At 69.9% G+C, this 25631-nt stretch carries 19 protein-coding genes; 8 read left to right on the top strand and 11 right to left on the bottom strand.

The annotated features are described in order from the left end of the window. Nucleotides 1–207: 207 nt before the first annotated feature. Nucleotides 208–2661: a DNA gyrase/topoisomerase IV subunit A gene (locus ACZ5U5_RS29115; protein ID WP_469027337.1), complete on the top strand. Its 2454-nt coding sequence runs from the start codon at nt 208–210 to the stop codon at nt 2659–2661. A 4-nt stretch (nt 2662–2665) separates the two neighbouring features. Here the strand turns inward: ACZ5U5_RS29115 and ACZ5U5_RS29110 are convergent, their stop codons facing one another. Next, the gene (locus ACZ5U5_RS29110; protein ID WP_469027334.1) at nt 2666–3727 is read right to left on the bottom strand and encodes a CobW family GTP-binding protein; all 1062 of its coding nucleotides are present in this window, start codon (nt 3725–3727) and stop codon (nt 2666–2668) included. A gap of 360 nt (nt 3728–4087) precedes the next feature. On the opposite strand from ACZ5U5_RS29110, the gene ACZ5U5_RS29105 reads away from it, so the two are divergent. Together ACZ5U5_RS29105 and ACZ5U5_RS29100 are read left to right on the top strand one after the other, a co-directional pair. Then, nucleotides 4088–4630: a DUF6082 family protein gene (locus ACZ5U5_RS29105; protein ID WP_469027332.1), complete on the top strand. Its 543-nt coding sequence runs from the start codon at nt 4088–4090 to the stop codon at nt 4628–4630. 196 nt (nt 4631–4826) lie between these two features. After that, on the top strand, nt 4827–5054 hold the full coding sequence (locus ACZ5U5_RS29100) for a hypothetical protein (protein ID WP_453685859.1): 228 nt from the start codon (nt 4827–4829) through the stop codon (nt 5052–5054). A gap of 98 nt (nt 5055–5152) precedes the next feature. On the opposite strand, the gene ACZ5U5_RS29095 is transcribed toward ACZ5U5_RS29100, so the two are convergent. After that, nucleotides 5153–6328, bottom strand: coding sequence for a citrate synthase/methylcitrate synthase (locus ACZ5U5_RS29095; RefSeq protein WP_469027330.1), 1176 nt, complete (start codon nt 6326–6328; stop codon nt 5153–5155). A gap of 109 nt (nt 6329–6437) precedes the next feature. On the opposite strand from ACZ5U5_RS29095, the gene ACZ5U5_RS29090 reads away from it, so the two are divergent. From ACZ5U5_RS29090 to ACZ5U5_RS29075, 4 genes are read left to right on the top strand one after another with little or no spacing between them, the layout of a single operon-like run. After that, on the top strand, nt 6438–7700 hold the full coding sequence (locus ACZ5U5_RS29090) for a citrate synthase family protein (protein WP_469027327.1): 1263 nt from the start codon (nt 6438–6440) through the stop codon (nt 7698–7700). A 36-nt stretch (nt 7701–7736) separates the two neighbouring features. Beyond that, nucleotides 7737–8684, top strand: a complete 948-nt coding sequence (locus tag ACZ5U5_RS29085) for a sucrase ferredoxin (protein WP_469027325.1) — start codon at nt 7737–7739, stop codon at nt 8682–8684. A gap of 28 nt (nt 8685–8712) precedes the next feature. Beyond that, nucleotides 8713–10371 (top strand): sensor histidine kinase, encoded by a 1659-nt coding sequence (locus ACZ5U5_RS29080; RefSeq protein ID WP_469027323.1) that lies wholly within the window; start codon nt 8713–8715, stop codon nt 10369–10371. Beyond that, entirely contained in the window at nt 10368–11048 is a 681-nt protein-coding gene (locus ACZ5U5_RS29075) for a response regulator (protein ID WP_469027320.1), read from the top strand. The genes ACZ5U5_RS29080 and ACZ5U5_RS29075 overlap by 4 nt, the downstream gene beginning before the upstream one ends. A gap of 20 nt (nt 11049–11068) precedes the next feature. On the opposite strand, the gene ACZ5U5_RS29070 is transcribed toward ACZ5U5_RS29075, so the two are convergent. From ACZ5U5_RS29070 to ACZ5U5_RS29060, 3 genes are all read right to left on the bottom strand, one after another. Continuing rightward, the gene (locus tag ACZ5U5_RS29070) at nt 11069–12661 is read right to left on the bottom strand and encodes a solute symporter family protein (protein ID WP_469027318.1); all 1593 of its coding nucleotides are present in this window, start codon (nt 12659–12661) and stop codon (nt 11069–11071) included. Beyond that, nucleotides 12658–13179: a DUF485 domain-containing protein gene (locus ACZ5U5_RS29065; protein WP_469027316.1), complete on the bottom strand. Its 522-nt coding sequence runs from the start codon at nt 13177–13179 to the stop codon at nt 12658–12660. Before ACZ5U5_RS29065 ends, ACZ5U5_RS29070 begins: the two co-directional genes overlap by 4 nt. A 185-nt stretch (nt 13180–13364) precedes the next feature. Continuing rightward, nucleotides 13365–15488 (bottom strand): DNA gyrase/topoisomerase IV subunit B, encoded by a 2124-nt coding sequence (locus tag ACZ5U5_RS29060; RefSeq protein ID WP_469027313.1) that lies wholly within the window; start codon nt 15486–15488, stop codon nt 13365–13367. A 440-nt stretch (nt 15489–15928) separates the two neighbouring features. Between ACZ5U5_RS29060 and ACZ5U5_RS29055 the strand changes: the two genes are divergently transcribed. Then, nucleotides 15929–16156, top strand: coding sequence for a DUF7455 domain-containing protein (locus ACZ5U5_RS29055; protein ID WP_160507629.1), 228 nt, complete (start codon nt 15929–15931; stop codon nt 16154–16156). A 169-nt stretch (nt 16157–16325) separates the two neighbouring features. On the opposite strand, the gene ACZ5U5_RS29050 is transcribed toward ACZ5U5_RS29055, so the two are convergent. The 6 genes from ACZ5U5_RS29050 to ACZ5U5_RS29025 all read right to left on the bottom strand — a co-directional run bounded on the left by ACZ5U5_RS29050 (nt 16326) and on the right by ACZ5U5_RS29025 (nt 25461). After that, entirely contained in the window at nt 16326–17156 is an 831-nt protein-coding gene (locus tag ACZ5U5_RS29050) for a serine protease (protein ID WP_469027310.1), read from the bottom strand. A gap of 163 nt (nt 17157–17319) precedes the next feature. Further along, nucleotides 17320–18864, bottom strand: a complete 1545-nt coding sequence (locus ACZ5U5_RS29045; protein ID WP_469027308.1) for an RNA polymerase sigma factor — start codon at nt 18862–18864, stop codon at nt 17320–17322. 419 nt (nt 18865–19283) lie between these two features. After that, nucleotides 19284–20171 (bottom strand): FadR/GntR family transcriptional regulator, encoded by an 888-nt coding sequence (locus ACZ5U5_RS29040; protein WP_469027306.1) that lies wholly within the window; start codon nt 20169–20171, stop codon nt 19284–19286. A gap of 162 nt (nt 20172–20333) precedes the next feature. Continuing rightward, the gene (locus ACZ5U5_RS29035) at nt 20334–22280 is read right to left on the bottom strand and encodes an ATP-binding cassette domain-containing protein (protein WP_469027304.1); all 1947 of its coding nucleotides are present in this window, start codon (nt 22278–22280) and stop codon (nt 20334–20336) included. 226 nt (nt 22281–22506) lie between these two features. Continuing rightward, complete coding sequence (locus ACZ5U5_RS29030) at nt 22507–23268, bottom strand: NUDIX hydrolase (RefSeq protein ID WP_469027301.1); 762 nt, start codon at nt 23266–23268, stop codon at nt 22507–22509. Nucleotides 23269–23454: 186 nt separating this feature from the next. Then, nucleotides 23455–25461, bottom strand: coding sequence for a glycogen debranching N-terminal domain-containing protein (locus ACZ5U5_RS29025; protein ID WP_469027299.1), 2007 nt, complete (start codon nt 25459–25461; stop codon nt 23455–23457). Between the last annotated feature and the right edge of the window lie 170 nt (nt 25462–25631).

Genomic DNA, 25631 nt, shown 5'->3' with positions numbered 1-25631 from the left:
CCCTTCGATCGCGAAAAGCTGGAAATTCTGCCAGTCCTGACACTGTATGCAAGCGTGCCGACAACCTGTGAAGTTCCCGCTCCGCGCTCGGCGTAGTCGGCCCCGAAGTCCGGGTCGTGGTCGGCGTTGTCAGTGGGACGGTCCACAATGGTCGGCGTCAGATCCCTTTGATGCCCTGGCAGACACCCTGAAGGAGCCGCAGCAGCGATGGCCCGCCGCAGCACGAAGACCCCGCCGCCCGATGACTCGTTCGAGGAGAAGATCCTCGACATCGACGTCGTCGACGAGATGCAGGGCTCCTTCCTCGAGTACGCGTATTCGGTCATCTACTCGCGCGCCCTGCCGGACGCCCGCGACGGCATGAAGCCGGTGCACCGGCGCATCGTCTATCAGATGAGCGAGATGGGCCTGCGCCCCGAACGCGGCTACGTGAAGTGCGCCCGCGTCGTCGGCGAGGTCATGGGTAAGCTGCACCCGCACGGCGACGCGTCGATCTACGACGCCCTGGTGCGCATGGCCCAGCCCTTCTCCATGCGCCTGCCGCTGGTGGACGGCCACGGCAACTTCGGCTCCCTCGGCAACGACGACCCGCCGGCCGCCATGCGGTACACCGAGTGCAAGATGGCCGACGCGACGTCCCTGATGACGGAGTCGATCGACGAGAACACGGTCGACTTCGAGTCGAACTACGACGGCCAGGAGCAGGAGCCGGTGACCCTCCCGGCGGCGTATCCGAACCTTCTGGTGAACGGCGCTTCGGGCATCGCCGTCGGCATGGCGACGAACATGCCGCCGCACAACCTCGGCGAGGTCATCGCCGCCGCCCGTCATCTGATCAAGCACCCCGGGGCCGACCTGGAGACGCTGATGCGTTTCGTGCCGGGCCCCGACCTCCCCACGGGCGGCCGCATCGTCGGCCTGTCCGGGGTCAAGGACGCGTACGAATCCGGGCGCGGCACCTTCAAGATCCGCGCCACGGTGGCCGTCGAGAACGTGACCGCGCGCCGCAAGGGCCTGGTCGTCACCGAACTGCCCTTCTCCGTGGGCCCCGAGAAGGTCATCTCGAAGATCAAGGACCTGGTCGGCTCGAAGAAGCTGCAGGGCATCGCCGACGTCAAGGACCTCACGGACCGCTCGCACGGCCTGCGCCTGGTCATCGAGATCAAGAACGGCTTCGTCCCGGAGGCCGTCCTGGAGCAGCTCTACAAGCTGACGCCGATGGAGGAGTCCTTCGGCATCAACAACGTGGCCCTGGTGGACGGTCAGCCCCTCACGCTCGGCCTCAAGGAGCTGCTCGAGGTCTATCTCGACCACCGCTTCAATGTCGTGCGCCGCCGCAGCGAGTTCCGCCGCGGCAAGAAGCAGGCCAGGCTGCATCTGGTCGAGGGCCTCCTTGTCGCCCTCCTGGACATCGACGAGGTCATCCGCCTCATCCGCTCCAGCGACAACTCCGGGCAGGCCAAGGAGCGCCTGATGGAGCGCTTCTCGCTGAGCGAGGTCCAGACGCAGTACATCCTCGACACGCCGCTGCGCCGCCTCACCAAGTTCGACCGCATCGAGCTGGAGTCCGAGCGCGACAAGCTCAACGCCGAGATCGAGGAACTGACCCGGATCCTGGAGTCGGACGCCGAGCTGCGCAAGCTGGTCTCCACCGAACTGGCCGCCGTGGCAAAGAAGTTCGGCACGGACCGGCGCACGGTCCTCCTGGAGTCGGCGGGCACTCCGGCGCCCACCGTCTCGCTGCAGGTGGCGGACGACCCGTGCCGCGTGCTCCTCTCCTCGACCGGCCTCCTGGCCCGTACGGCCAACGGCGAGCCGTTCGCCGAGAGCGACACCAAGCGCGTCAAGCACGATGTGATCGTCTCCGCCGTGCCGGCTACCGCGCGCGGCGAGGTGGGCGCGGTGACGTCCGACGGACGCCTGCTGCGCCTCTCCGTGGTGGACCTCCCCCAGCTCCCGGAGACACATTCGGCGCCGAACCTCTCGGGAGGCGCCCCGGTCTCGGAGCTGCTCTCCCTGGAGGCGGACGAGAAGCTGATCTGCCTGATGACCCTGGACGAGTCCTCACCGGGCCTGGCCCTCGGCACCGAACAGGGCGTGGTCAAGCGCGTGGTCCCGGACTACCCGTCCAACAAGGAAGAGCTTGAGGTCATCACTCTCAAGGACGGTGACCGGATCGTCGGCGCGGCCGAGCTGCGCACCGGCGAGGAGGACCTGGTCTTCATCACGGACGATGCCCAGCTACTGCGCTACCAGGCCTCCCAGGTGCGCCCGCAGGGCCGTCCCGCGGGTGGCATGACGGGCATCAAACTCGCGGACGGCGTCAAGGTCATCTCCTTCGTGGCGGTGGATCCGGCCGTGGACGCCGTGGTCTTCACGGTGGCGGGCTCGCGCGGCACGCTCGACGACTCGGTGCAGACAACGGCCAAGGTGACGCCGTTCGACCAGTACCCCCGCAAGGGCCGCGCCACGGGTGGCGTACGCGTCCAGCGCTTCCTGAAGGGCGAGGACTGCCTGAGCTTCGCGTGGGCGGGCCCGACGCCACCGCTCGCGGCCCAGCGCAGCGGCCTGCCGGCGGAGCTGCCGGAGATCGACCCGCGCCGCGACGGCTCGGGCGTCTCCCTGGCGAAGCCGGTGGCGGCGGTGGCGGGCCCGGCGTAGTCGGCTACTCCACCCGCTCGGGCTCCTGGACGTACCGAAGCACGCCCCACATGCTGCGCTCATCGGCGTCGGCGTGTGGGGCGTACTCACGGGCCGCCTCCAACTCCTTCTCCAGGGCGGGTACGTCGATCCCGGCCCCGATGAGAACGAGCTGGGTCAGCCGGGGCTCACCCGCGGCCCACGGCTCCGGGTAGAACCGCAGAAACCGCCCCACGGCGTGCACGGCGTACTTGTTGCGCGGGTCGGCGGCGCCGAAATCGACGTACCCCTTGATGCGGTAGAGCCCTTCGGGCCGACTGTCGAGGAGAGCCATGAACGGGCGGGGGCTCATGGGCACTTCGGAGGAGAAGGAGAGACTTTCGTAGGCGGAGTGAAGGTGGTCGTGGTGGTCACCGTTCACGTCGTGCTCATGCTGATGCAGGTCATCGAAGGAAAGCTGCCCGAGCCGCTCCCCCACGGGCTTCCGATCAAGGAGCAGCTCAACGTCGACGCGCCCGTACGAGGCGGGGACCACGGCGGCACGATCGGCGAGCCCGCGGACGACACCGAGAACCCGCTCCCGCTCGCTCTCTGCCACCCGGTCGACCTTGTTGACGACAACAAGATCAGCAATCCCAAGATGCCGATCGACTTCGGGGTGCCGCTGCCGGGTCGAGTCGAACTCAACGGCATCAACAACCTCGACGAGCCCGCCGTACACGATGTGCGGATTCTCGCTGGCAAGCACCATCTTCACGAGCTCCTGCGGCTCGGCAAGCCCACTGGCCTCGACGACGATGACGTCGATCGCGGCGGAAGGCCGGGCGAGCCGCTCCAGATACTCATCGAGCTCACTGGCGTCCACGGCACAGCACAGACACCCGTTGCCGAGCGAAACGGTGGAATCCCCGAGCTGCCCGGCAACGGCCATGGCGTCGATCTCGATGGACCCGAAGTCATTGACGATCGCCCCGATACGACTGCCACCGCTGCGGTGAAGCAGGTGATTGAGCAGCGTCGTCTTCCCCGAACCCAGAAAGCCGGTGAGGACGACGACCGGGATCTGCCCGGCACCCGGCTGAGTCAACGTGCGACCCCTTTCACACTGACGCGTGCACCGGCGTGAGCACCGGCTCTCGTACGACGAATGACTGCCGCCCCAGCATACGAGCGCGTAGAAAGCCCGCGAAGTGAACGATTGTTAGCGGCGCAGGCGGGGCACACATCTGGCACGGCGCCGGGACATGCGACCACAGATGCCCTCATGCGCCTCCTCTCCGCCTCCCTGCCGATCAGAGCCGCTCGGCACCCTGGGAGACGGCAAGCGCGCCGCCCATCGCTCGCCGGTCCGCTTTCTGTCGACCCGCACACGACGACCGGCGGACGGTCGCCTGATTCGGGGGTTGACATGGCACGGATAAAAAGCGCGGCAGGAGTGTTCTGCTGCTTGGTCACGACCGGCCTCGGTCTGGCCGCAGGAGCGGTGGCGAATACGGCCGCGCAACGGCGCGCTCTGGATGCGCTGGAGGCGCGACTCGCGTGCATTGAGCGGACATCGCGATCCCAGCGTCACGCGAACCTGACCAATCAGCAGCGCCTGCACTGGGAGTTGCTGAGCAAGGCGATGGACGATGCCGACCTGGCCGAGGTACTCGACGCCTACGGGGAGGGCGTATCGCCGAAGAGACAGCGGCAGTACCTCTACGCCAACGCCATGTACACCAACATGGTGCTCAACTACCGCCTCGGAAACTTCACCCGGGAGCAGTTCTACGGATACGTCCGGGGCATGCTTCAGAACCCGATCGTTCGCGAGTACTGGCATGCGACGCAGCACCACAGGGCGACGCTGGACAGCACCACGGAGGAGGCCGATCTCGGCTTGCTGGTCGACGACCTGCTGCAGCAGTTGGAGGAGGCTGACATTGATGAGTGGTGGGTGATCGGCGACGTAGATGAGGCGCCGTCAGGCCCTGAGTCGCACCCTTAGTCCCAGCCTGCACCCTCGGGGGACACGCTATGACCTAAGTCACAGCGGCCGCGTTACGTGGGATAGGCTCCGCCCACGCGCACACGCGCGAGACACTTAACAAGAGTGCCGACGTTCCCGCGATCTAGTCGGCATGCCCGGCCTCAGAACGCTGCGTCGGACCTGAGGCTAAAGGGAAACGACAGTGGCTCAGATTATCCGTCGGATCGGTGCTTCTCCACGCGCTCGCGGCTGCGCCACTGGCCAGAATTGCCCCGACATCTTCGAACTCTCCGACGGGAATTTTGCCGTTATCGGCACAGAGGCAACAGCCGCGCTCGACGCCGAACTCCCTGACGATGCCTCACGTGCCGACTACGAGCGCATCGTCATCGTGTCCCGCGAGACCCTCATCCGGGCCAGGGCCGATATCCCGCAAGCCTGACGTGCAACACCGCGTTCCGCGAGTCCAGGGCGTACGCCTGCGTATACCTGCACCCTGGACTCACGGCACGCGGCACGCGGCACGCGGCACCGACGCGATCAGGCCACCGGCGGCACCGCCTGCGGCGCCCCCACCCCCACATACCGAGCCGCCGGCCGAACGATCTTCGAGTCTTCCGCCTGCTCAAGGACGTTGGCGCCCCAGCCCACCACCCGCGCCGCCGCGAACGTAGGCGTGAACATCTCTCGTGGCAGCCCGCACAGTTCCATGACCACGCCCGCGTAGAACTCCACGTTCGTGTGCAGCTCGCGGCCCGGCTTCAGTTCGGCGAGGATCGCCTCCACCTGGCGTTCGACCTCGACCGCGAACTCCACCATCGGGCCGCCGAACTGCTGCGCAATACCCCGCAGCATGCGCGACCGCGGGTCCTCCGTGCGGTACACGGGGTGGCCGAAGCCCATGATCCGGTCCCCGGCGAGTACCCGCTCGCGGATCCAGCCGTCAATGCGATCGGGTGTGCCGATGGCGTCCAGCGTATCGAGTGCCCGACTCGGCGCCCCGCCGTGCAGCGGACCCGACAGCGCACCCACGGCCCCCACCAGGCAGGCCGCGACATCCGCGCCGGTCGAGGTGATCACCCTCGCCGTGAATGTCGACGCGTTGAAGCCGTGATCAATGGTTGAGATCAAGTACTGCTCGATCGCCCTCGCACGATCCGGGTCCGGCTCCGAACCCGTCAGCATGTAGAGATAGTTGGCCGCATACGAAAGGTCCTCGCGGGGCTCCACGGGGTCGAGCCCCTGGCCCAGCCGGTACAGCGCCGTCAGCAGGGTCGGCACGACAGCGGACGCGGCGAGCGCGTCGGCACGGCGCCGGTCGGCGTCGATGTCGTACACCGGGCGGAACCCCTTCGCCGCGCCGAAGAGCGACAGCGCTGTACGCAGCCCGGAGAGCGGCCCCGACAGGACGCTGGCGCGGGCTATGGCGGGCAGCGCGGCACGCACCTCATCCGGCAGGCGGCGCAGGGCCGCCGTCTCCGCGGCGAAAGCGGCCCGTTGCCCCGCATCCGGCAACTCGCCGTGGAACATCAGGTGCCAGACGTCCTCGAAGCCTCGGCTCTGCGCGAGCTCGACGGCCGAGTACTGGCGGTAGTGGTAGAAGCCCTCGTATCCCCTGACGTCCCCGAGCCGGGTCTCGGTCACGACGACGCCCGCGAGCCCGCGGGGAACCTCCACGGGGCTGGTGGGGGCGGTGGTGGAGCCATTGATCGGCATGTTCTTCCTCGACTTCCTCCCTGGACTTGATTCGACTGTCCATGCTTGATTGAGTCGCTGTCAATGTTGATTGAATCAACCCACAGTCGGAATGGATACGGTGTCGTCCATGACCGATCAAGAGGCCGCCCCCAAGGAAGGCCGGCGCCTGAGCACCCGGGAAGCCGCCGAACTGCTCGGCGTGAAGCCCGAGACCGTGTACGCCTACGTGAGTCGCGGCCAGCTCAGCAGCCGCCGAGGCGCCGGCTCCCGCGGCAGCACCTTCGACGCGAAGGAGGTCGAGTTGCTAGCCCGCAAGAACCGCCGGGAACCCGCCGCCACCTCCACGAGCAGCGAACTCTCCGTCCGCACCCGCATCACGCTCATCGACAAGGACCGCTACTACTACCGCGGCGTCGACGCGACGGAACTCTCCCTGGCGCACTCCTACGAAGAGGTCGCCGAGTGGCTGTGGACGGGCGTCATGCGTCCCGGAATCCGCTTCACCGCCCCCAAGGACACCGCCGAAGCCGCCCGCCGCGCCGTCGACGCGCTCCCCGAGCACAGCGGCCCGACCGACCGCCTCCGCGTGGCCGCCATCGCGGCCGCCGCGGCCGACCCCCTCCGCTTCGACCTCTCCGAAGAAGCCGTCATCGGCACCGCACGCACCCTCATCCCCACCCTCGTCACGGCGCTGCCCCCGGTGAGCCGCGCCCACCGGGACGAGGGGCCCCTGGCCCGCCGCCTGTGGGCACGGCTGAGCGGTCGGCAGCCCCAGGAAGCCTCGCTGCACGTTCTCGACACCGCGCTCGCACTGCTCGTCGACCACGACCTCGCCGCATCGACACTCGCCGTCCGCGTCGCCGCCTCGGCCCGCGCCCACCCGTACGCGGCCGTGTCGGCAGGCCTCGGCGTCTTGGAGGGCCCCCTGCACGGCGCGGCGAGCGGCCTCGCGCACCGCATGCTCCTGGACGTCCTCGACCGCGGCAGCGCGGCCCCCGTAGTGGCCGACGAGCTTCGCGCGGGCCGCCGCGTCCCGGGCCTCGGCCACCGGCTCTACCCCGGCGAAGACCCGCGCGCACAGGCCCTGTTCGCGCTCCTGGAGACCATCCCCGAGGCAGGCCCCGCCCTCGCTGCGGCCCACGACGTGGTGGCCACCACGGCCCGCCACACGGACCTGCACGCCAACGTCGACCTGGCCCTCGCCGTCCTGACCGCCTCCTCCGGGATGCCCGCCGAGGCGGGTGAGACGATCTTCGCCGTGGCGCGCACGGCCGGCTGGATCGCGCATGCCCTGGAGGAGTACGAGGAACGCCCGCTGCGGATGCGCCCCAGCGGGCAGTACGTCGGACTGCGTCCACCCCAGGCCATGCCCGCGCCCGACGAGGGATGAATCAGCCCAGACCCGGCGCAGGTTAGGCTCACCTCTGTGAGTACGTGCACCAGCGCTTCGCGGGACCTGGACGAGCCTCTCGCGGGGACCGCGGCCACCGCCAGGACCTGGCTGCTCCTTGAACAGCCGGGCCCGTGGGGCGCCAGAGCGCTCACTTCGAGCCACCTGGATCCGGAGGTGGGCCGCGCTCTTGAGGCCGCCGCCGAAGGTACCGGCGTACGTGTCGCGCTCATCCGCCGCCCCGGCCGCCACGCCGACAGCCACCCCTCGGCACGCCGACGGGTCTACGCGGCCCACACCACGCCCGGCAACACCTGGCTGCGCGGACACGTCACGGACAGGCCGGAGGAGTTGCTCGGCCTCGATTTCGCGGCTCTCGGTGCGGGCGACCACGGCGGATTCGGCACCCCGCACACCGGCGGCCCGCTCGCTCTGGTCTGCACGAACGGCAAGCGTGACCGCTGCTGCGCGCTCCTAGGCAGGCCGCTCGCCGCCGGACTCGCCACGTCAGGTGAACAAGGCGCCTGGGAAGTAACTCATCTGGGCGGTCACCGCTTCTCCCCCACGCTGCTGGTCCTGCCCCACGGCTACGCGTACGGCCGCTCCGACCAGACCGCCGTCAAGGAGATCCTCGAAGGGGTGCGTACGGGCCGCGTCGTCACCGAGGGCTGCCGGGGCAGTTCCGCCTGGGAGCGCCCCGGACAGGCCGCCGAGCTCGCGGTGCGCACCGAGACGGGCGAGTACGCCGCGGGCGCCCTGAGCGTCGTCCACACGCGTGGCACGGCCCCTCGCTGGGACGTGACGGTGGCCCACACCGACGGACGGCGCTGGCGCGTGACGGTCGCCCAGGGGGCCTCCCAGCCGCCCAGGCCGGAGAGCTGCGGCGCGGCACTGGCGGCCCCGGTGCGCATGGATGTCGTGGCGGTGCGGCTGGTCGGGGACGAGGCCGCACAGGAGATCCCCGCCACAGTGACTTCGGAGTAGCCCTCCGCTCGCCGTACCGTTCGTACACATGAGCCCGACCTCCCCTGCCCGACGACTCCGCCTCGGCCTGCCGCGGCGCATGTTCTCACAGGTGCTGCTCATGCAGCTGGCCATCGCCGCCGGGGTCGCCGTGCTCGCCACGGGGCTCTTCCTCGCGCCGCTCAGCGATCAACTGGACGACCAGGCGATGCGCCGCGCGCTCGCCATCGCCCAGACCACGGCCGCCCAGCCGCAGATCGCCGAGGACCTGCGCTCTTCGAAGCCGACCGTCGACGGGCCCGTGCAGACGGAAGCGGAACGCATCCGGCGTGCCAGTGGCGCCGAGTACGTCGTGATCATGAACGAGGCCGGCGTGCGCTGGTCCCACACCGATCATGGCCAGATCGGCCGCATAGTCTCCACCGACCCCAGCGAGGCGCTCGCCGGGGACGAGGTCATGGAGATCGACGACGGCACCCTGGGCCGCTCGGCCCGCGGCAAGGTCCCGCTGCGGGACATCGACGGGAACATCGTGGGAGCTGTCTCCGTAGGCATCGAGTACGACAGTGTCCGCGCCCGCCTCATCCACGCCATCCCCGGGCTCTTCGCCTACGCGGGCGGGGCGCTCGCCGTCGGCGCCCTTGCCGCCTATCTGATCTCACGCAGGGTGCAGCGGCAGACCCGTGACCTGGCCTTCTCCGATATCTCGGCACTCCTTGCGGAACGCGAGGCGATGCTGCACAGCATCCGCGAAGGCGTGGTGGCCCTGGACCGCACAGGCCGCGTACGCCTTCTCAACGACGAGGCCCAGCGTCTCCTCGGCCTCGGCGCGGAAGCCATCGGGCAGCCGCTCGACACCGCGCTCGGCCCGGGGCGTACGACGGATGTACTCGCCGGACGGGTCACCGGCACCGACCTCCTGACCGTCCGTGGTCAGCGTGTCCTGGTCGCCAACCGCATGCCCACGGACGACGGCGGCGCCGTCGCCACCCTGCGCGACCGCACCGAACTGGAGCAGCTGGGCCGCGAACTGGACTCCACCCGCGGCCTCATCGACGCACTGCGGGCGCAGGACCACGAACACGCCAACCGCATGCACACCCTGCTCGGCCTCCTGGAACTGGAAATGTACGAGGAGGCGGCGGAGTTCGTCGGCGAGGTGGCGGGCGCGCACCGGGTGACCGCCGAGCAGATCACGGAGAAGATCGGCGATCCGTTGCTCGCCGCTCTCCTGGTGGGCAAGGCCACGGTCGCCGCGGAGCGCGGGGTCGTCCTTGCCGTGCCGCGCGAGACCGCGCTTCCCGACCGGCTGATCGATCCCGGCGGTCTGGTCACCATCGTCGGCAATCTGGTCGACAACGCGCTCGACGCGGCGGCGGGCACCCTCCACGCGCGCGTGGAGGTCGATGTGCGCACCGAGGGGCGCTCCGTCGTGCTGCGGGTGAGCGACACGGGCCCTGGCGTACCGCCCGCGCAACGCGAGACGATCTTCACTGAGGGCTGGTCCACCAAGGAGCCTCCGGCCCACGGCAAGCGCGGCATCGGGCTCGCCCTGGTCCGCAGGCTCGCCGAGCGGCAGGGCGGCAGCGCACGGGCCGGCGCCTCCCCCGAAGGGGGCGCCGAGTTCACCGTCGTCCTGCCCGAAGCGCTCGCCCAGTCCGAACTGGCCCCGACGCCCGGCCTTGCCCCCACGGAGGAGACACGATGATCGAAGTGCTCGTCGTGGACGACGACGTCCGGGTCGCGGACGTCAACGCCGCCTACGTGGAGAAGGTCCCCGGCTTCCGGGTGGCCGCGAAGGCCCACAGCGCGGCGGAGGCACTGCGGCTCGTCGAGGAGGTCCCCGTCGACCTGGTGCTTCTCGACCACTATCTGCCGGACGAAACGGGCCTCGCGGTGGTCCGCACGCTGCGTGAGCGAGGCCATCAGACCGACGTGATCATGGTGACCGCCGCGCGCGACGTCGCCACCGTGCAGGCCGCGATGCGCCACGGAGCCCTGCAGTACCTGGTCAAGCCGTTCTCGTACGCGGGACTTCGCGCGAAGCTCGACGCGTACGCGACCCTGCGCCGCACGCTGGACGGCGGGGGCGAGGCCGAGCAGGCCGAGGTCGACCGCATCTTCGGCGCCCTCTCGGCGACTCCGGCGCCGGAGCTGCCCAAAGGGCACTCCCCCACCACGGCCGAGCTGGTCCGCAGGGCCCTGATGGGCGCGGAAGGGCCGCTGTCCGCACAGGAGTTGGCCGACCGCACCAGATTGAGCCGCCAGACGGCCCAGCGCTATCTGAAGCTTCTGGAGCGCTCGGGGCGGGTCCGCCTCAGCCTCAAGTACGGCGACACGGGCCGCCCGGAGCACCGCTACGAATGGGCGTCCAGCGCCTCCTAGTCGCCCGCTGGGGAGGGCGGTTACGCCGCTCCCGCCCCGGTGAGCGAGCGCACCTCGGTCTCCGCGTGCTTGGCCTCGTCCGCGGGCTCCGACGAGGTGACGGTGCCCAGCCATCCGGCGAGGAAGCCCAGCGGGATGGAGACGAGCCCCGGGTTCTCCAGCGGGAAGTACTGGAAGTCCACTCCCGGGAAGAGGGAGTTCGGCCCTCCGGAGACCACGGGTGAAAGCACGACGAGCACCAGGGAGGGCACCAGGCCGCCGTAGACCGACCAGACAGCCCCCCGCGTGGTGAAGTTCCGCCAGAACAGCGAGAAGAGCAGCACGGGCAGATTCGCGGACGCGGCGACCGCGAACGCCAGGCCCACCAGGAACGCCACGTTGAGATCCCGGGCGAGCAGCCCCAAGCCGATCGCGACCACACCGACCCCGGCGGCCGCGAGGCGCGCCACCGCCACCTCGCTGCGTGGCTTCGCGTGCTTGCGCCGCAGCGAGGCGTACAGGTCGTGGGCCACCGATGCCGAGGAGGCGAGCGTGATCCCGGCGACGACGGCGAGGATCGTGGCGAAGGCGATCGCGGCGACGATCGCGAAAAGAACCGTTCCGCCCGTGGAATCCGCGCCGCCCCCCAGATCGAGCGCGAGCAGCGGAACCGCCGTGTTCCCCGCGGCGTTCGATCCCCGCACGGCATCGGAACCCACGATCGCGGCGGCGCCGAAGCCGAGCACGATCGTCATCAGGTAGAAGCTGCCGATGAGGCCGATGGACCAGACGACGGAGCGGCGGGCGGCCCGCGCGGTCGGCACCGTGTAGAAGCGGGAGAGGATGTGCGGAAGGCCGGCCGTGCCGAGGACGAGTGCGAGTCCGAGACTGATGAAGTCCAGGCGCGAGGTCCAGTCGCCGCCGTACTTCAAGCCAGGCGCGAGGAACTGACTGCCGTGTCCGCTGCGATCGGCGGCGGTCCGCAGCAACTGGTCGAAGTCGCCGTGGAAACGCACGAGCACGAGCACGGTCAGTGCGATCGCGCCGCACATCAGCAGGACCGCCTTGACGATCTGGATCCAGGTGGTGGCTCGCATCCCTCCCATCGACACATAGATGACCATGAGCGCACCGACGCCGATCACCGTCCAGGCCTGCGCCGCCCCGCTCGTCCCACCGAGCAGCAGCGCGACCAGTGAGCCCGCCCCCACCATCTGCGCCACCAGATAGAGAACGGACACGGTCACCGAGGAAGTTCCCGCCGCGATGCGCACGGGCCGCTCTCTCATCCGTGCGGCCACGACGTCGGCGAGTGTGAACCGGCCGCAGTTGCGCACCAGTTCGGCCACCAGGAACAGCACGACCAGCCAGGCGACGAGGAACCCCACCGAGTAGAGCAGCCCGTCGTACCCGAAGAGCGCGATCAGCCCGGAGATGCCGAGGAAGGAGGCGGCCGACATGTAGTCGCCCGCGATGGCGAATCCATTCTCCATCGGCGAGAAGAGCCGCCCGCCCGCGTAGAACTCCTCCGCCGAACCGTGCCGGTTGCGGCTCACCCACGTCGTGATGGCGAGCGTGACGGCCACGAACACGCCGAACAGCAGCAGGGCGAGTGTCTGGTGGTCCCCGGTCATCGCTCGCTCCCCCGGGCCAGTCGCTCGCTCCCCCGGGCCAGTTCCTGCTCCCGCTTCTGCTCGAACACGGCCCAGCGCAGATCGAGCGCCGCGTGATCCCTGCGCAGCCGGGCGTGGCGGGCGTACGCCCAGGTCAGCAGGAAGGTGGTGAGGAACTGGCCGAGGCCGGCGAGCATCGCGACGTTCACGGATCCGGCAACGGGTCGCGCCATCAGTCCCGGCGCCGTCGTCGCGGTCACGACGTACGCGACGTACCAGGTGAAGAAGAGGGCCACTCCGGGGAAGACGAACCGCCTGTACCGACCGCGCACCTCCTGGAAGGCAGCACTGCGCTGGACCTCCAGGTAGATGTCGGCCGGGCTCGCGACCCGCTCCGGCGCGGCCCGGGGCGCCACCACGGGCGCCGGCGCACCCGTGCCGTCCAACTCGCCCCAGCCGGACGCAAGCGCGTCGTACCAGGGATCCCTCGGATCGCCGGCCCGCGCCTGCCCCGCATCGCGCCCGTCGTGCTTCTCCACCGAACTCTCCTTGTCCGCAGCCTTGTTCGGCTGCGTGCCCAAGGATGGGCAGAACGGGAAGATCCCTGACTCTTCTCTCCCTGCTCTTCACCCCATCAGGTGAAGGACCCCACCAATGGCCTCCAGAAATGAAACGTGGGTGGAGCCAAGGGGCTCCACCCACGGTGGGGTGCGTCGCGCGAGCGCTACGCGTCGATGCGCGAACGGTCCAGCGTCGCCGCCGAGCTCGTGATGAACTCCTTGCGGGGCGCCACGTCGTTGCCCATCAGCAGATCGAAGACCTGCTCGGCGGCGTCCAGGTCGCCGATGTTGACCCGCCGCAGGGTGCGGTAGCGGGGGTCCATGGTGGTCTCCGCCAGCTGATCGGCGTCCATCTCGCCGAGGCCCTTGTAGCGCTGGATGGAGTCCTTGAAGCGGATCCCCTTGCGCTGGTACTCCAGGAGCGTCTCGCGCAGCTCGTTGTCCGAGTACGTGTAGACGTACTTGTCCTGGCCCTTCTTCGGCTGTACCAGCTCGATCCGGTGCAGGGGCGGCACGGCCGCGAAGACCCGGCCCGCCTCCACCATCGGGCGCATGTAGCGCTGGAACAGGGTGAGCAGCAGGATCCGGATGTGCGCGCCGTCCACATCGGCGTCGACGAGCAGAATGATCTTCCCGTAGCGCGCCGCGTCGATGTCGAAGGTCCGGCCCGACCCGGCCCCTATGACCTGGATGATCGCGCCGCACTCGGCGTTCTTCAGCATGTCCGTGACGGACGCCTTCTGAACGTTGAGGATCTTGCCGCGGATCGGCAGGAGGGCCTGGAACTCGGAGTTCCGCGCCAGCTTGGCGGTGCCGAGCGCCGAGTCGCCCTCGACGATGAAGAGCTCGCTGCGCTCCACGTCGTCGCTGCGGCAGTCGGCGAGCTTGGCGGGCAGCGAGGAGGACTCCAGGGCCGTCTTCCGGCGCTGGGCGTCCTTGTGCTGCCGGGCCGCGATGCGCGTACGGGCCGCGGCGACGGCCTTCTCCATCACGGCGCGCGCCTGCGCCTTGGCGTCGCGCTTGGTGGACGTCAGGAACGCCTTGAGCTCCTTGGCGACGACGTTGGCGACGATGCGGTTGGCCGCCGAGGTGCCGAGCACCTCCTTGGTCTGGCCCTCGAACTGCGGCTCGGCGAGACGGACCGTGACGACCGCGGTCAGGCCCTCCAGGGCGTCGTCCTTGACGATGTCGTCCTCGGCGACGCGCAGCACCTTCTGGGAGCGCAGCACCTCGTTCATCGTCTTCGTGAGGGAGCGCTCGAAGCCCGTCACATGGGTGCCGCCCTTGGGGGTGGCGATGATGTTGACGAAGGACCGCAGCGTCGTCTCGTAGCCCGTGCCCCAGCGCATGGCGACGTCCACGGTGAGTTCACGGGTGACCTCGGTGGGGGTCATCTGGCCGTGGTCGTCGAGGACCGGGACGGTCTCCTTGAAGCTGCCCTGCCCGGTCAGGCGCAGGACATCGCAGACGGCCTTGTCCTGGGCGAGGTACTCACAGAACTCGCTGATGCCCCCGTCGAAGCGGAAGGACTCCTCGCCCTTGGTGCCGCCCTCGCCGAGGCCGTACTCGTCGCGTACGACGATGGTCAGGCCCGGCACCAGGAAGGCGGTCTGCCGGGCACGCTGGTGCAGCGTGTCGAGGTTGAGCTTGGCGTCCTTGAGGAAGATCTGGCGGTCGGACCAGTAGCGCACGCGCGTGCCGGTGCGGGTCTTGGGGATCTTCTTGGCCTTGCGCAGCTTTGCCGACGAGTCGAAGTCGGCGTCGGGTCCGGGCTTGGCGAAGGCGCCGGGGACGCCGCGACGGAAGCTGATCGCGTGGGTGTGCCCCGCGCGGTCCACCTCTACGTCGAGGCGCGCGGACAGGGCATTCACCACGGAGGCACCCACACCGTGCAGGCCGCCGGAGGCAGCGTAGGAGCCACCGCCGAACTTGCCGCCGGCGTGGAGCTTGGTCATGACGACCTCGACTCCGGAGAGGCCGGTCTTGGGCTCGACATCCACCGGGATGCCTCGGCCGTTGTCCCGGACCTCTACGGAGGCGTCGTCGTGGAGGATGACTTCGATGTGGTCGCAGTAGCCACCCAGGGCCTCGTCGACGGAGTTGTCGATGATCTCCCAGAGGCAGTGCAGCAGGCCGCGGCTGTCCGTCGACCCGATGTACATGCCCGGACGCTTGCGAACGGCCTCGAGCCCCTCCAGGACGAGCAGGTGCCGCGCGGTGTAGTTGGAACCGTCCCGGTCTGCTCCGGTCAGCAATGCTGTGGACGGCACGGACGTCTCGGCGGTCACGCGGTTCGCTCCTCGCTGAATTTCAAAAGGGGCCTCTTGGGGTAAGGCCCCGGCTTCGGTTGCCGCTCAGAGGGTACCGAGGCCTGGTAGAGCCGTTGTAACGCCACCCTCGTCACTCCTCACACTAGTCCAGCACCGTACGCTTGTTCGATCCCTCGATTGAGTGAAGCGCACGTCACGTTCCCTTCCAGGCATGAACCATTTAGGCTCCGGGCACGTCCTCATGAACAACCGGCAACCCAGCCGGCGGACGACCGACCTGACAGACAGCGCGAAACCGTACGACACGTTAGAGACGTAATACGGCACATTCGCCGCCAACCGGCAGCAGACAGCCGCCTCGGAAAAAACTTCGAGGAAAAGCCACGAGCGGGAACGTTTTCGGCCTGGTTGGATGTTGACCCTGGTACGACAGCTCGTCGAGCTAGAGAAGAGGCGACGTGACTACTGTTCTGACCCCCGCGAGCCCCCTGACGGCCGCTGATCGCTGCGACCGCTGCGGCGCCCAGGCATACCTGCGCGTCGTCCTGTTGAGCGGCGGTGAACTGCTCTTCTGCGCCCACCATGGCCGCAAGTTCGAGCCGGAACTCAAGAAGATCGCCGCTGAGATACAGGACGAGACGGAGCGGCTGACGGCCGTCCCGGAGACCAACGACGAGGATCGCTGACACCTCGCACCCACGACGAGCGATCCGGCGCACGCCAGGCCGGTGACCGGGCGGCCGACCCTGCCAACCCCAGGGTCGGCCGCCCGCTCGCGTCAGAGGGGCGCCCAGACGCCTTCTCGGCGGTCTCTCGCGGCGCCCCACACCCTCCACGCGAACAACTCCCGTCTTTTCAGCCGCGCAGAGGCATCGCCCGCGCGGCGCTCGAGACCCGCGTGTAGACCCCGGGGCTGCCGTCCCGCCCGCAGCCGCTTCCCCACGACACCAGGCCGATCAGCCGCCCGCGCGCGACCAGCGGGCCACCGCTGTCCCCCTGGCAGGCGTCTCGACCACCCTCAAGCTCCCCCGCGCACAGCATGGATACGGCCGAGTACGTTCCGTCAGAACTGCCCGGATAGGCCTCCCGGCAGGTGGAATCAGGCAGGACGCGCACCTGCGCGGAGTGCAAGGTTCGCGCGTAGTCGCCCGAGCCCGTGGTGTCTCCCCACCCGTAGACCGCCGCGCGCGTGCCGGGTTCGTACGCCTGGTCCCCCGCGGCCGCCATACCGATGACGTAGCCCTGCGGAAGCGGGCTGGCCAGCGACAGCACCGCGAAGTCGCCGGAGTTCGACGAACTGTCGTACTCCGGATTGACCTTCGCCTCACGCACCGGAATCTCGCGGCCCTGCGCTCTGCCCAGATCGTCCCGGCCTGCGATCACCTTCAGGTCACTCATCTCGCCCAGCCGTACTCCGAGGACTTCCTCTCCCAGGCAGTGGGCAGCGGTCAGGACCGTGGAGCGTCCGACCACCACACCTCCGCAGAACTGTCCGGAGCGCGTACCCCCGAACCGGTCACGGCTGGACAGGGCGACCACCCAGGGGCTGTCGGCCACCCGGACCGGGCCGCCCCCGACGACGACGCTGTCGGCGGCCGCGGGGGTCGTCGAGGCCAACGGCAGCGCCACCACCGGGGCCACAAGGGCCAACGCCGCCGTAAACGTTCGGGCGAAAGGACGAGGCATGCGATCTCCTCACTCTGGGTTCTCGTGAAACACCCACAGTGATCCAGCGCGTCACGCCCCGCACCCGCGCCACGCGCGTCCGCGGCACGGCGGGCGCTCCGGACAAACAGAAGACCCGAGGCCTCGCGTGAGGCCTCGGGTCTTCTTCGTGGAGCGGCGGTGACTAGTCGAGGTAGTCGCGCAGGACCTGCGAACGCGACGGGTGACGCAGCTTCGACATCGTCTTCGACTCGATCTGACGGATGCGCTCACGCGTCACTCCGTAGACCTTGCCGATCTCGTCGAGGGTCTTCGGCTGGCCGTCCGTGAGACCGAAGCGCATGGAGACCACGCCCGCCTCACGCTCGGACAGAGTGTCGAGCACGGAGTGCAGCTGCTCCTGAAGGAGCGTGAAGCTGACCGCGTCGGCCGGAACGACCGCTTCGGAGTCCTCGATGAGGTCACCGAACTCGCTGTCGCCGTCCTCACCCAGGGGGGTGTGGAGGGAGATCGGCTCACGGCCGTACTTCTGGACCTCGATGACCTTCTCGGGGGTCATGTCGAGTTCCTTGGCCAGCTCCTCCGGGGTGGGCTCACGGCCCAGGTCCTGGAGCATCTGGCGCTGCACGCGCGCGAGCTTGTTGATGACCTCGACCATGTGCACCGGGATACGGATGGTGCGGGCCTGGTCGGCCATCGCGCGGGTGATCGCCTGACGGATCCACCAGGTGGCGTACGTGGAGAACTTGTAGCCCTTGGTGTAGTCGAACTTCTCGACCGCGCGGATGAGACCGAGGTTGCCCTCCTGGATGAGGTCCAGGAACAGCATGCCGCGACCGGTGTAGCGCTTGGCCAGGGAGACCACCAGACGGAGGTTGGCCTCCAGGAGGTGGTTCTTGGCGCGGCGCCCGTCCTCGGCGATGATCTCCAGCTCGCGCTTGAGCTTCGGGGCGAGCTTGTCGGCGTTCGCCAGCTTGTCCTCGGCGAACAGGCCGGCCTCGATGCGCTTGGCGAGCTCGACCTCCTGCTCGGCGTTGAGCAGCGGGACCTTGCCGATCTGCTTCAGGTAGTCCTTGACGGGGTCGGCGGTGGCACCGGCCGCGGCGACCTGCTGGGCCGGGGCGTCGTCCTCGTCCTCGTCGGACAGCACGAAGCCTGCCTGGGGACCTTCCTCCGTGGTCTCGCCCTCACCGGGCTTGCCCTTGGCGGTCGTCTCCTCAGTGGCCTCGTCGTCCACCATCTCGTCGTCCTGCTTGGACGTCTTCTTGGCCGTCGCCTTCTTGGCGACGGTCTTCTTGGCGACGGCCTTCTTCGCCGTCGTCTTCTTGGCGGCGACCTTCTTCGCGGGCGCGTCCTCAGCGGCGACATCCACGGCCGACGCCTCGGGGGCGGCGGACGCGGTGGCCTGCTTCGCCGTGGCCGTCTTGGCCGCGACGGTCTTGGTCGCGGTGCGCTTGGCCGGGCTCTTCGCTGCGACGCTCTTGCGGGGGCGTTTCGGCTCCGCGGCACTGACCATCAGCGTCACACCCTCTTCCTCGAGGATCTGGTTGAGGCTGCGCAGAACGTTCTTCCACTGAGTGGCCGGAATCTGGTCAGCTTCGAAGGCACGACGCACGTCATCGCCGGCGATCTGCCCATCAGCCTTTCCCCGCTCGATGAGCGCCATGACAGAGACGGATTCGGCGATCTCCGGCGGGAGCGTACGGGATGTGCTGGCCGACACGAACAACCTCTCGGAACGTTGGAAAACGGCTTCCGGCCCCGTCCATTGTGGACCAGGACCGACGACCGACGGCTAGGGATGGGCCGACGGCGCAGGCGGGGCCGGGGAGCTACACAGCGCCGCGAACGGCTGCTGTATTCCCTCCTCGGCTATCACCTCTTAGGTCATCGCGCTGCCCCGACGAGCGTTACGCCCAATCTACGTGGCCCGAGTCACACCCCGTAAGCGCTCAAAAGCGGCCAGATACGGTCAGAGGTGCGCAGACCTGAGCCCTGATGGCCCTCCGACCCGCAACGACCGCGTCGCCGGGTCCCTGCCGGATCCCCGAGGAACCCGCAGAAGCCCGGCGACGCCACCGCGCCAACGGAGTGATGAGGTCGGGCCGCGAGGCGCATCAGTCGGCCGTACGAACGCAGACCCGGCCGTCAGTGCTCGCGGGGGGCGGGCACGACGCGCTCCACCTCCGGGTGGACGGTGAGCAGCTGGCGCATGGCGGCCTCGGCGCCGGGGCCGTCACCGGCCCCGAGGGCGTCGGCGATCCGCGAGTGGTGCACCAGGGACGCCTCGGTGGGGCGGTCGCAGCCGGTGATCGGGCCGCCCGAGACCTGGAGTGCGGCCGAGACGATGCCCGACAGGTGCTCCAGCATGCGGTTGCTCGCGAGCTGGATGAGCAGCGAGTGGAACTCCGCGTCGGCACGGGAGAAGGTGATCCCGTCGCCCTGGCTCAGGGCGTGGCCCATGATCTCGACCATGTCGGCGAGCCGCTGCTGCACCTCCTCGCGGCCGTGGCCCGCCGCGAGCCGCGCGGCGAGGGGCTCGATCGTCCAGCGCAGCTCGCTGAGTTCACGACGCTGGTCGTCGCGCTGCGGACCGAACGCGCGCCATTCGATGATGTCCGGATCCAGGAGGTTCCAGTCACTGACGGGACGCACGCGCGTGCCGACGTTCGGCCGGGCGCTGACGAGGCCCTTCGCCTCGAGTACGCGCAGCGATTCCCGGACGACGGTGCGGGAGACCTCGAACCGCTGGCCGATCTCCTCGGGGACCAGCGGGCGGTCGGCTCCGAGGTCTCCGGAGACGATCATCTGGCCGAGCTGCTGGACGAGTTGGCCGTGCAGCCCGCGGCCGCGACTGCCGGCGGTGCGTCGTCCCACGCGGCCGAGGTCGTGGTCGGCGCTGTCCCAGGAGGGGGCGACGACGCGGTCGACGCCAGGGGCCTCGGCGTAGGGGTAGCGGTCGAGATCGCCCGGGCCGGCGAGGCCGGAGTCTGCGGAGCGGGCGGCGGTCATCATGGTGTGCGCAAGGGTACTCACGGAACCTTTGTCGGCGTGGCTCCCAAGTCCCTTGAGGTCTTTGGTGAAAAGCACACGAAAGGGTGATCGCTTACCCCGCCGCAATTGACGCCTTATCGGAAAGAAATGGGCGTTCTCCGGGGGAGTTGTGCGCAGCACGTGAACGGAACCGACGGACGGTTGTCATCGAGCCCTGCCGCGCATCCCGGTGAGCAGATATGCGCAGAGCAGAGCGGTCAGCGACAACATCAGTGCACTGCCCACAGGTTGGGCGACCATCCGGACTCCACCGGCCAGATATCGCTCGACACCGAAGGGCCACTGCACCAGTGCGAGGTCGCGCAGCCTCCCGGGGAGCCCCGCGGCCGATCGCACAGACGGCCCCTCCAAGGCCTTTTGTACGAGCGGTACAACGACGATCGGCACCGCGAGAACCGCGGCGAGACCGGCGGTCGTGGACCGGAAGACTCCTCCGGCGAGTACCCCCGCCCAGGCGCAGCCACCGACCAGGGCGACCCAACTCACGCTCATCGGGAGCCAGTCGACGGGAACTTTCGCGACCTCTTCTCCGTATACAAGGTGCAGGAGAGCGGCGTCGGAGATCAGGACGAGCAGGCTCAGCAGAAGCGCGGTGGCGGCCGCGACGGTCAACTTGGCACTGAGCAGCCCCAAGCGGCGGGGGACGGTGCCCCGGTCGGCAGCCAGGGCGGGGTGGCGGAATTCCTCACCGAAGGCGAGGGCGCCGAGCAGTCCGGCGCCCAGCGCCGCGGGCGGCAAGGGAAGTTCCTGGGGCCAGGCGGCCAGCAGGTAAGGCTGCGGCGTGTGACCACTCCTGGCGAGGAAGACGCAGATCACGGCGGAGACGGCGAGAACGGCGGCCGTGGTGAGGTAGCCGGTGCTTACACCGGCGGCGCGGCGCAGTTCGTAGCGCAGGGGGTGGAGGGGGCTGCGGGCAGGGCGGACGGAGATGGGGGGCGGCAAGTGGGATGGTGCCGCGGGGGCCGGCTGAGGCGTGCCGGCTGCGGTGGCGGTGTCCGGTTCCGTGGTGGCGAGCGGGATGAGGTTCTTGGCCGCGGAGACGGTCTTTTCGGCGGAGACGGCCTCTTCCCCGGGCACGGTCTCGGCCTGGGGTGAGGGCTTGGCTCCGGTTCCGGCATCAGCTTCGGTTGTGTCGGCGATTCCAGGGGCGGGTACGGGCGCCAGCGCGGGGCGGGATTCGGATTCGGGAGAAGGCACGACGGTCTCAGCCGCCGCAGGCCCCGCATCCCCGATCTCGTCGGCGAGTTGGTGGACGAGGATTCCGTGACGGAAAGCGGTCTCCCCGATGTCGGCACAGTTGCTGCCGTACACCGAGAGCCGGTTGCCGTCTTCCTTGACCACCTCGATGGAGCGTTGCCGGGAGCGGGCCTCCTTGGACAGCAGCGCGCCGAGCCGTGCCGCGTGCGGGCTGCGCACCGCGACCCGGGGGCGCAGCCGGGTGCGGGCGAAGTCCCTGGCCTCCTGGTCGGCCACGAGGCGGCCCGCTTCCAGCGTCACGACGCGATCGGCGGTCCGCGCGGCTTCCTTGGGGTCGGCCGTGGAGAACAGGACGGTCCCGCCCTGGGCGGCGTGCGCGCGCAGAACCTCGTGCAGCCAGCCGCCCTCACGGGCCGAGAGCCCGTCGACGGGGTCATCCAGGACGAGTGTGTGCGGGTCGGCGAGCAGCGCGCAGGCGAGGCCGAGACGACGGTCCATGCCCCGCGAGAGCGTGCCGAGGCGCTGATCGCGAAGGCTCACCAGACCGACGACTTCGAGTACGTCGTCGGCGCGCTGGACGGGCACTCCGGCGGCCGCGCACAGCATGCGCAGCTGACCTCGGACCGTGCGGCCGGGGTGTCCGGGAACCTCGCCCAGAAGGACGCCCACCTCGCGTGACGGGTAGGTGATGCGGTGCAGCGGACGCCCTCTGAAGTAGGTGACACCTCGGCCCTGTTGAAGTTCGAGCATGAGCCTCAGCGCCGTCGTCTTACCGGCGCCCTGCGCGCCGAGCAGTGCCGTGACACGGCCTGTTCGCGCCTCGAAGGACACGTCGTCGACGGCAGGCGGCAGCTCCTGGCGGGGATTGCTTGTCAGTCCGATGGCCTGGATCATCGCTTCTCTCGCGGGATGTGCGACCGCTCGACGGCCAGGGTTTGTCCGCCGGGTCGGGGACGGACGAACCCCGTGGGTACTTCAGCAAGATAACGCGATATTTCTGGCATTTCGGTCAGGGCGTGGGCTGCGGGTGTCCATCACGCCGCCGGACCGACAGGTCACCTACAGGTCACCGGCGGGGCGACCAGCGGAGCGACCCTCGGCGCGTCCCGTGGCGCGAGCCTCAGACTTCGGGGCGGAGCATCGGCGGGTTGAGCAGCGTCGCGCCGCCCGCGCGGAAGAGCTGAGCGGGGCGGCCGCCCTGGCGCGTGGTCGTGCCACCGGTGGGGACGAGGAAGCCCGGCGTGCCGGTCACCTTGCGGTGGAAGTTGCGCGGGTCGAGCACCACGCCCCACACGGCCTCGTACACGCGGCGCAGCTCGCCGACGGTGAACTCGGGCGGGCAGAAGGCCGTCGCCAACGAGGAGTACTCGATCTTCGAACGTGCGCGCTCCACGCCGTCCGCCAGGATCTGCGCGTGGTCGAAGGCGAGCGGCGCCGCCTGCTCGTCCTCACGTCCGTACCCACCCTGGTTGAGCAGTGCCTCGACCGGCGCCCAGCGCGCACTGTTCGCGTCGCCGCCGGCCCGCGGGGCGGGGAGGTCGGGAGCAAGCGCGAGGTGGGCAACGCTGACGACCCGCATCCGCGGATCGCGCTTGGGATCGCCGTACGTGGCCAACTGCTCCAGGTGCGCGCCGTTCGCCTGGGCCGGAGAGGCCGGATCGTGCGCGCACAGCCCCGTCTCCTCGACCAGCTCACGCGCGGCGGCGGCCGACAAGTCCTCGTCGTCACGCACGAATCCGCCGGGCAGCGCCCAACGCCCCTGGAACGGCGACTCGCCCCGGCGTACGGCAAGCGCGCAGAGCGCATGACGACGTACGGTCAGCACGACCAGATCGACGGTGACAGCAAATGGCGGGAAGGCCGACGGGTCGTAGGGCGACATGCCGCGATCATAGTCGTCTGCCTGACGATAAACAGCTCCTCCGGCATCCGAACCCGGTCGGATTCACCGGCCCCCACGTCGGATTTGAGCCACACCTGTCGCAGGTGAGCCACACCGGCCGCCGGTCCTTCAGGTCCTTCCCGAATGGGCCACACCTCCGCAGCGCCGTCCCCCTCGGTCCCTAGGTCACACCCCCAGCTGCAGCCCGTCGGCCGCTTCCTCGACCATGGCGAGGCCGAGTCGGCTGACACGCACGGAAAACGGGGCGCCCGCCACACGCAGTGCCGTCAGCCCCAGCTCCCCCAGGGGTGCGCTGCGGACGGGGCTCAGCGTCACCGTGCCCGACGGGGCGTCGGGCCGGATCCCGGCGAGCGTGGTGAGGAGCTGAACCCCGGCAGCCGCGGCGGTGGCCGCCGGGCGGCAGGCCGCTGGGTGCGGCAGCGGAGCACCGCCCTCTGTGCGCTGCTCCCCCGCGTACATCTCAGGCAACCGGTATCCGAACGTCTCGGCTGCCGCCATCACCCCTCGCAGCAGCGCGCTCGCCTCCTTCTCGTAGCCCGCGGCGGCCAGACCCGCGACGGCGACGGCCGTCTCGTGGACACGGACCGCCCCGCCACGATGTCCGAAAGGGTTGTACGCCGCTTCCTTGACGCCCAGGCTCCGCAGTCCCCATCCCGAGTCCATGGCGGGCCCGCCCAGCAGCCGGGCGAGCTGCTCCGTCCGCACCTTGTCCAGCAGCCCTGGCGCGAGGACGCCCGCTCCGAGCAGCCCCGTGTCGAGGAGGTGTGCGGCTCCACCCGTGAGCAGGGGCACGGGGCGGCCGTCGGCCAGACAGGCCGCGGCGGGCCGGCCACCCGCCCGGTCCTCCACCCAGAAGTCCTCCCGGAAGGTGCCTCGCAGCCGCTCCGCCCACTGCCGCAGGCCGGCACCGCCCGGGCGGCCGTGGGCATCCAGCAGGTCGGCGCCGAGCAGCGCGGCCCTGTGGGCATGGGCCTGGGTCTCGCAGCGCGCGGGCCCACCCGGGTACGGGTCCGGCAGGAGCCCGCGGTCGCCCGCCGCGGCAAGCAGCCACCGCAGGCAGCGCTCGGCCGCCGGCAGCAACTCCTCCGTCTCCTGAGCCGGCAATCCCCAACGCCATGCCTCCGCCAGCACCACCGGAAAGAGCAGCGTCGCCTCGACCCCCGTGCATCCGGGCGGCAGATGCGGCCCCACGTTCCGCAGCGGTCCAGGGATCATGCCCACCCGTGGTCCCTTGCCCACGAGTTGACGGCGGGCCAGCGTGCGCAGTGTCCCCACGGCGATCCCGGTGCCGAGCGGCAGGGCCATCCGCGCGGCAGCGAGGGCCTCGGCCGGTGCGAGCCCGCAGCGCCAGGGCGCCCCCGCGGCCAGGTGGACGTCGGTCGGGTGCTCGGGGTCCCGCATCAGCAACGCCTGGAGATCCTCCACGGACCGGTCCAGCAGGGCGGGGGCCCTGGGGTCGTCGCCCGCGGCCCGCGCCGTGGCGAGGGCGCTGGACATCCCGTGCCCGACCGCCCTCACCGGGCCCGCGCCCTCCGGCCGCACACGCAGCTCCAGGCTCCAGGTGCCGCCCGGCGCCAGCTCCACCTCCCAGCGCAGCAGTCCCGCCGAGGCCAGCGCGTCCGCGGGCGCCGGGTGTGCGGTGACCACACACGTGCCTGACGGCGAGGACCAGCGCATTCCGGAGTCGTGGACCGTGGGGGCCAGTTCGGGACCGGTGTCGCCGGAGGCGACCGCTCCGAGCTCCGCCAGATCCGTTCCGAGCGACACTTCCACCGGTAGTCGCAGGTGCCGGGCCGCGGCACTGCGCAGGATGATCCGCTCCGTGCCGTCCGCGTACCGGGTTCGCTCGACGATCACGTCCGGATCCGGGCCGCCGTCCGCGGCGGGGCGCAGTGTCGCCATGAAACGGGCATGGTCGGCCGAGAGCATCCGTGCCTGCACGGCGATCGGCTCGCGCCCCGCCACGCGTAGTTGACAGCGGGATAGCAGCCTGCGCCCGGCTCGGTAGAACCCCTCGAGTCCGCGGCCGGTCAGCTGCCCCTGGTCCGTGGAGATGGCGAGCGCGGGCAGGGCGACACAGATCAGCGTGGCGTGCGCGGGCGGCAGCTGCGCGAGGCGACGCGGCGCGGGAGCCCGCGCGGATCCGCCGACAGGAAGCGGGGAGCCCGGCATGGGCCTCCGGGGACCCCCTCTGCCGGAGACGGGGGACGGGGCGGGCAGGGGCATGGGGTGGCCTCTTCTGCGCTGTCCGCGCTACGGGAAGTCGGGGGTCGTACGGCGGATCGGCCCAGGCACAGGTACCGCCACTCAGGTGAACGGACCTGCCCCGCACCAAGTCACGC

The sequence above is a fragment of the Streptomyces sp. NPDC033177 genome, assembly GCF_055577715.1.
Note: the sequence above shows the minus strand (reverse complement) of the source record. Positions and strands in the feature narration are given on the sequence as shown.

What these genes read in the sequence shown, in the direction of transcription:
- ACZ5U5_RS29030 (WP_469027301.1), bottom strand. Translation starts at nt 23,268, where the DNA reads ATGTCGCCCTACGACCCGTCGGCCTTCCCGCCATTTGCTGTCACCGTC.
- ACZ5U5_RS29095 (WP_469027330.1), bottom strand. Translation starts at nt 6,328, where the DNA reads ATGCCGATCAATGGCTCCACCACCGCCCCCACCAGCCCCGTGGAGGTT.
- ACZ5U5_RS29075 (WP_469027320.1), top strand. Translation starts at nt 10,368, where the DNA reads ATGATCGAAGTGCTCGTCGTGGACGACGACGTCCGGGTCGCGGACGTC.
- ACZ5U5_RS29050 (WP_469027310.1), bottom strand. Translation starts at nt 17,156, where the DNA reads ATGCCTCGTCCTTTCGCCCGAACGTTTACGGCGGCGTTGGCCCTTGTG.
- ACZ5U5_RS29090 (WP_469027327.1), top strand. Translation starts at nt 6,438, where the DNA reads ATGACCGATCAAGAGGCCGCCCCCAAGGAAGGCCGGCGCCTGAGCACC.
- ACZ5U5_RS29070 (WP_469027318.1), bottom strand. Translation starts at nt 12,661, where the DNA reads ATGACCGGGGACCACCAGACACTCGCCCTGCTGCTGTTCGGCGTGTTC.
- ACZ5U5_RS29115 (WP_469027337.1), top strand. Translation starts at nt 208, where the DNA reads ATGGCCCGCCGCAGCACGAAGACCCCGCCGCCCGATGACTCGTTCGAG.
- ACZ5U5_RS29080 (WP_469027323.1), top strand. Translation starts at nt 8,713, where the DNA reads ATGAGCCCGACCTCCCCTGCCCGACGACTCCGCCTCGGCCTGCCGCGG.
- ACZ5U5_RS29025 (WP_469027299.1), bottom strand. Translation starts at nt 25,461, where the DNA reads ATGCCGGGCTCCCCGCTTCCTGTCGGCGGATCCGCGCGGGCTCCCGCG.
- ACZ5U5_RS29035 (WP_469027304.1), bottom strand. Translation starts at nt 22,280, where the DNA reads ATGATCCAGGCCATCGGACTGACAAGCAATCCCCGCCAGGAGCTGCCG.